Origin of the sequence: Klebsiella sp. JB_Kp004 (assembly GCF_040065795.1) — a bacterium.
Taxonomy (GTDB): Bacteria; Pseudomonadota; Gammaproteobacteria; order Enterobacterales; family Enterobacteriaceae; genus Klebsiella; species Klebsiella quasipneumoniae.
Map to the genome: position 1 here is coordinate 71547 of NZ_JBEAKW010000037.1, position 6662 is coordinate 78208.

Here is a 6662-nt window from a genome sequence, read left to right on the forward strand (position 1 = left end):
CTGGGTACGAGGCTTTACATCGCCCGCCGCTCTTTCTATATTCAAAAATTGTATAAGACATTCAGCAATATAATGATATCAATACCCTTATTCCTGACGTGACCGGCGCCGCGACGCGGTACGACAGGGCGGGGGCTATCCACTTCATCGTTAAGGACTGGCGAAATGGGCAAGGCGGTTATAGCAATTCACGGCGGCGCAGGGGCGATTTCTCGCGCGCAGATGACGCCGGAGCGGGAGCGGGAGTACGTGGCGGCGCTGTCGGCTATCGTCGAAAGCGGGCAGAAAATGTTGGCTGCGGGCGCCAGTGCGCTGGATGCCGTGACCGAGGCCGTCCGTCTGCTGGAGGAGTGTCCGCTGTTTAACGCCGGGATGGGCTCGGTATTTACCCACGATCAAACCCACGAGCTGGACGCCTGCGTGATGGACGGCTACAGCCTGCAGGCGGGGGCGGTGGCCGGGGTCAAACATCTACGTAATCCGGTGCTGGCGGCGCGTCTGGTGCTGGAGGAGAGCCCGCACGTGCTGCTGATCGGCGAGGGGGCGGAAAATTTCGCCTTCTCCCACGGAATGGCGCGCGTCGATAACGATCTCTTTTCCACCCCCGAGCGTCTGCTGCAGCTGCAGGAGGCGAAAGCGGGCGGGGAGATCATCCTTGACCATCACGCCGCTCCGCTCGACGAACGGCAGAAAATGGGCACCGTCGGGGCGGTGGCGCTCGATCTGGCCGGCAATCTGGCGGCGGCGACCTCCACCGGCGGCATGACCAACAAACTGCCCGGACGCGTCGGCGACAGCCCGCTGCCGGGCGCGGGGTGCTACGCCAACAACGCCAGCGTGGCGGTCTCCTGCACCGGCACCGGCGAAGTCTTTATGCGTACCCTGGCGGCCTACGATATCGCCGCCCTGATGGAGTACGGTCAGCTCAGTCTCTATTCCGCCTGCGAGCGGGTGGTGATGGAGAAGCTGCCGGCCCTCGGCGGCAGCGGCGGGCTGATTGCCGTCGATCGCGAAGGCAACGTCGTTTTACCGTTTAACAGCGAAGGCATGTACCGCGCCTGGTGCTATGCCGGCGATACGCCGACCATTGGCATTTATCGCGAATAGAACAAGGGAGAGGAGAGTGCCGCAAACTCACGAAACGGATACCTGCGAAGTACTGGTGGTGCGCAACCTGAACGTGGCGTTCCGCCAGCAGGATGCGCCAGAGGTGCAGGCCGTGCGTCAGCTTTCCTTCAGCCTGCGCCGCGGCGAGACGCTGGCGATTGTCGGGGAGTCCGGTTCGGGAAAATCGGTCACCGCGCTGGCGCTGATGCGTCTGCTTGACGCCGCCAGCAGCGAGGTGAGCAGCGAGGGGCTGTGGCTGCGACGGCGCAACCGGCAGGTGATCGCGCTCAATGAGCAATCGGAGGCCGAAATGCGCCGGGTACGCGGCGCGGATCTGGCGATGATTTTTCAGGAGCCGATGACCTCGCTGAACCCGGTATTCACCATCGGCGAGCAGATCGCCGAATCCCTGCGCCTGCACCAGGGGCTGGGGCGCGAAGAGGCGCTGCGCGCGGCGAAAAAGATGCTCGACCAGGTGCGTATTCCTCAGGCGGAAGAGATGCTCTCACGCTATCCGCACCAGCTCTCCGGCGGCATGCGCCAGCGGGTGATGATCGCCATGGCGCTCTCCTGTCGGCCGGCGGTGCTGATTGCCGACGAGCCGACCACGGCGCTGGATGTCACCATTCAGGCGCAAATTTTGCAACTTATCGCCGTCCTGCAAAAGGAGATGGCGATGGGGGTGATCTTTATCACCCACGACATGGGGGTGGTGGCCGATATCGCCGATCGGGTGCTGGTCATGTATCGCGGCGAGGCGGTGGAGACCGGCAGCGTCGAGGAGATTTTCCGTTCCCCGCAGCATCCTTATACGCAGTCGCTGTTGGCGGCGGTCCCCCGGCTGGGGGAGATGCGCGGTCAGGATCTGCCGCGCCGCTTTCCGCTACCGGGGCAGCCGCTGGCGGAGACAGACACGCCAGACACGGTGGTGGCGGGGGAGCCTATTCTGCAGGTGCGCGATCTGGTGGCCCGTTTCCCGGTGCGCGGCGGACTGCTCAATCGCGTGACGCGCGAAGTGCATGCGGTGGAGAAGGTGAGTTTTGATCTCTGGCCGGGAGAGACCCTGTCGCTGGTGGGGGAGTCCGGCTGCGGCAAGTCGACTACCGGCCGGGCGCTGCTGAGGCTGGTTGAGACCCAGGGGGGGACCATTACCTTCGATGGTCAGCGGATCGATACCCTCTCCGGCAGCAAGCTGCAGTCCCTGCGGCGCAATATTCAGTTTATTTTTCAGGACCCTTACGCCTCGCTCGATCCGCGCCAGACGGTCGGCGATTCGATTATGGAGCCGCTGCGGGTGCATGGCCTGCTGGACAGGGAGGCGGCGCGCGAGCGGGTCGCCTGGCTGCTAAAGCGCGTGGGGCTGCAGCCGGAGCATGCCTGGCGCTACCCCCACGCCTTTTCCGGCGGCCAACGGCAGCGGATCTGCATTGCCCGCGCGCTGGCGCTTAATCCGAAGGTGGTGATTGCCGATGAGTCGGTGTCGGCCCTGGATGTCTCCATTCGGGCGCAGATTATCAATCTGATGCTCGACCTGCAGCGCGAAATGGGCATCGCGTTTCTGTTTATTTCCCATGATATGGCGGTGGTGGAGCGCATCAGCCACCGCGTGGCGGTGATGTATCGCGGCCGGATTGTCGAAATCGGCCCGCGCCGCGCGGTGTTTGAAAACCCGCAGCACCCCTATACCCGTAAGCTCATGGCCGCCGTACCGGTGGCCGACCCGGCCTACCGTCATCCGCAACGGGTCCTGCTGTCAGATGACGTTCCGGGCAATATTTATAAGCGGGGCGAGGAGATCGCCAGCCCGCCATTGCAGCAGGTTGGGCCGGGCCACTTCGTCGCCCGCGACGCCGCCGATGTGCTGGGCAGAGCATAACAACACATAACGCACCTTTTCAGGAGAACACGATGACACAACCTGTTTCACGCAAATGGTGGCTGGCGCTGAGTATCGCGGCGGCCCTGGCGAGCGCCCCCGCTTTTGCCGCCAAAGATGTGGTGGTGGCGGTCGGGTCTAACTTCACGACGCTCGACCCCTATGATGCCAACGATACCCTGTCGCAGGCGGTGGCGAAGTCCTTTTATCAAGGCCTGTTCGGCCTTGATAAAGAGATGAAGCTGCAAAATGTCCTTGCCGAGAGCTACACCGTGTCGCCGGATGGCCTGGTGTACACCATCAAACTGCACAGCGGGGTGAAATTCCAGGATGGCACCGACTTTAACGCCGAGGCGGTCAAGGCTAACCTCGACCGCGCCAGCAACCCGGAAAACCATCTTAAGCGCTATAACCTGTATAAAAATATCGCCAGCACCGAGGCGGTCGATCCGACCACGGTGAAAATTACCCTCAAGCAGCCGTTCTCGGCGTTTATTAATATTCTCGCCCATCCGGCGACGGCGATGATTTCGCCGGCGGCGCTGAAAAAATATGGCAAAGATATCGGCTTCCACCCGGTGGGCACCGGGCCGTATAAGCTCGATACCTGGAACCAGACCGACTTCGTGAAGGTCAGCAAGTTCGATGGCTACTGGCAGCCGGGGCTGCCGAAGCTGGATTCCATTACCTGGCGACCGGTGGTCGATAACAATACCCGGGCGGCGATGCTGCAGACCGGCGAGGCGCAGTTCGCCTTCCCGATCCCCTATGAGCAGGCGCCGCTGCTGGCGAAAAACAGCAAACTGGAGCTGGTGGCCAGTCCGTCGATCATGCAGCGTTACATCAGCATGAACGTGACGCAGAAGCCGTTCGATAATCCGAAGGTGCGCGAAGCGATCAACTACGCCATCAACCGCCAGGCGCTGGTCAAGGTGGCGTTTGCCGGCTATGCCACCCCGGCGACCGGCGTGGTGCCGCCGTCGATTGCCTACGCCCAGAGCTACCCCGCGTGGCCTTACGATCCGGCGAAAGCGCGCCAGCTGCTGAAAGAGGCCGGCTACCCCAACGGGTTTAGCACGACGCTGTGGTCGTCACATAACCACAGCACCGCGCAGAAAGTGCTGCAGTTTACCCAGCAGCAGCTGGCGCAGGTGGGCATTAAGGCGCAGGTGACGGCGATGGACGCCGGTCAGCGAGCGGCGGAAGTGGAAGGTAAAGGGCAGAAAGAGAGCGGGGTACGGATGTTCTATACCGGCTGGTCCGCCTCCACTGGCGAAGCCGACTGGGCGCTGTCGCCGCTGTTTGCTTCCCAAAACTGGCCGCCGACCCTGTTCAACACCGCCTTTTACAGCAACCCGCAGGTGGATAGCGCGCTGAGCGAGGCGCTGAAAACCACCGATCCGCAAGAGAAAACCAAACTCTATAAGGCGGCGCAGGATATTATCTGGAAAGAGTCGCCGTGGGTGCCGCTGGTGGTGGAGAAACTGGTCTCTGCCCACAGCAAGAATCTCACCGGCTTCTATATCCAGCCGGACACCGGTTTTAGCTTCGAACAGGCAGATTTAACACCGTGAAGGTCGAGATGATGCCCTCCGGCACGGGTGGGAGGAGGGCGGTTTTTCCGCGGGGCGGGGGGTGGAGGTACGATGCTCAACTATGTGATTAAGCGCCTGCTGGGGCTGATCCCCACCCTGCTAATCGTCGCGGTGCTGGTGTTTCTCTTCGTCCATATGCTGCCCGGCGATCCGGCGCGGCTGATTGCCGGACCGGAAGCCGACGCCCAGGTGGTGGCGATGGTGCGCCAGCAGCTGGGGCTTGACCAGCCGCTGCACGTCCAGTTTTGGCACTACATCACCAACGTGCTGCGCGGCGATTTTGGCATGTCCATGGCCTCGCGGCGTCCCGTTGCCAGTGAGATAGCCAGCCGCTTTATGCCCACCCTGTGGCTGACGCTGGCCAGCATGAGCTGGGCGGTGCTGTTTGGCATGGCGGCGGGGATCGCGGCGGCGGTGTGGCGCAATCGCTGGCCTGACCGTCTGGGAATGGCGCTGGCGGTGAGCGGCATTTCGTTTCCGGCCTTTGCCCTCGGCATGCTGCTGATGCAGGTGTTTTCGGTTGAGCTGGGCTGGCTGCCGACGGTGGGCGCCGACAGCTGGCGGCACTATATTTTGCCGTCGTTAACCCTTGGCGCGGCGGTGGCGGCGGTGATGGCGCGCTTTACCCGCGCGTCGTTCGTCGATGTGCTGCATGAAGACTATATGCGTACCGCCCGGGCGAAAGGGGTGAGCGAAACGCGGGTGGTGCTCAAGCATGGTCTGCGCAATGCGATGATCCCGGTCGTCACCATGATGGGGCTGCAGTTCGGTTTTCTGCTCGGCGGCTCGATCGTCGTGGAGAAGGTCTTCAACTGGCCGGGGCTGGGGCGACTGCTGGTCGATTCGGTAGAAATGCGCGATTACCCGGTGATTCAGGCGGAAGTGCTGCTCTTTTCGCTGGAGTTTATTCTTATCAATTTAGTGGTGGATGTGCTGTACGCGGCCATAAACCCGGCTATCAGGTATAAGTAAGGTGCGATTGCTTAACTGGAGAAGGCAGGCGGCGCTGAACGCCATGCCGGGCATCAGGCCCGGCGAGATCCATACCCCCTGGCATGAGTTCTGGCGGCGCTTTCGGCGTCAACCGGTGGCCATGGGCGCCGGTATTTTTGTGCTGTTGCTGATTGCGGTGGCCATCGTCGCCCCATGGATAGCGCCGTACGATGCGGAAAATTATTTCGACTATGACCGGCTTAACGAGGGGCCTTCGCTGGTGCACTGGTTCGGCGTCGACTCGCTGGGGCGCGATATTTTCAGCCGGGTGCTGGTGGGCGCGCAGATCTCGCTGGCCGCCGGGGTGCTGGCGGTGCTGATTGGCGCGGCCATCGGCACGGTGCTTGGGCTGCTGGCCGGGTACTATGAGGGCTGGTGGGACCGGCTGATTATGCGGCTTTGCGACGTGCTGTTCGCCTTTCCGGGGATCCTGCTGGCGATCGCGGTGGTCGCCGTCATGGGCAGCGGGATGGCCAACGTGATTATCGCTGTGGCGATCTTCTCGATCCCGGCGTTCGCCCGGCTGGTGCGCGGCAACACCCTGGTATTAAAGCAGCAGACTTTTATTGAATCGGCGCGCAGCATTGGCGCCAGCGATGCCACCATCCTCTTCCACCACATCCTGCCGGGGACGGTGTCGTCAATCGTGGTTTATTTCACCATGCGCATTGGGGTATCGATTATTTCGGCGGCCAGTCTGTCGTTTCTCGGCCTCGGCGCGCAGCCGCCCACGCCGGAGTGGGGTGCCATGCTCAACGAGGCGCGGGCGGATATGGTGATGTCTCCGCACGTGGCGCTGTTTCCGGCGGTGGCGATTTTCTTGACCGTGCTGGCGTTTAATCTGCTGGGAGATGGCCTGCGCGATGCGCTGGATCCGAAGTTAAAGGGGTAGGGGACGTCGGGTGACTGTCTGGCGCACGACGGGGGGATAAGCTGCATCGGTTGCCCCTTTCTCATCCGGGAAAAGCGTTTATCACGTGTGGCGTCAGCGCACATTGCGCTCCCTGTTAATTTTCTGCGTTATGTCTCTTACGGTGCAGGGAGCGCACAGGGGGCGGCCAGTCGCCGCCGCCCCCTGTACCCCCGGGCTC

The 6662-nt window shown here is 62.4% G+C and carries 5 protein-coding genes; all 5 read left to right on the plus strand.

All coding sequences use genetic code 11. The features are described from left to right. The first annotated feature begins 165 nt into the window (after window positions 1-165). The 5 genes from iaaA (at window position 166) to gsiD (ending at window position 6463) form a co-directional block, all read left to right on the plus strand. Entirely contained in the window at window positions 166-1107 is a 942-nt protein-coding gene (gene iaaA / locus ABLX76_RS16480) for a beta-aspartyl-peptidase (RefSeq protein WP_023288966.1), read from the plus strand. A 16-nt stretch (window positions 1108-1123) separates the two neighbouring features. Beyond that, window positions 1124-2983, plus strand: coding sequence for a glutathione ABC transporter ATP-binding protein GsiA (gsiA, locus tag ABLX76_RS16485; protein ID WP_023288967.1), 1860 nt, complete (start codon window positions 1124-1126; stop codon window positions 2981-2983). A gap of 32 nt (window positions 2984-3015) precedes the next feature. After that, window positions 3016-4557: a glutathione ABC transporter substrate-binding protein GsiB gene (gene gsiB, locus ABLX76_RS16490; RefSeq protein WP_023288968.1), complete on the plus strand. Its 1542-nt coding sequence runs from the start codon at window positions 3016-3018 to the stop codon at window positions 4555-4557. 72 nt (window positions 4558-4629) lie between these two features. Beyond that, window positions 4630-5550 carry a glutathione ABC transporter permease GsiC gene (gsiC, locus tag ABLX76_RS16495; protein WP_004886274.1) on the plus strand — a complete coding sequence of 307 codons (921 nt, stop codon included), beginning with the start codon at window positions 4630-4632 and terminating at the stop codon, window positions 5548-5550. Between the two features lies 1 nt (window position 5551). Further along, window positions 5552-6463, plus strand: coding sequence for a glutathione ABC transporter permease GsiD (gene gsiD / locus ABLX76_RS16500; RefSeq protein ID WP_023288969.1), 912 nt, complete (start codon window positions 5552-5554; stop codon window positions 6461-6463). The last annotated feature ends 199 nt before the right edge of the window (window positions 6464-6662 follow it).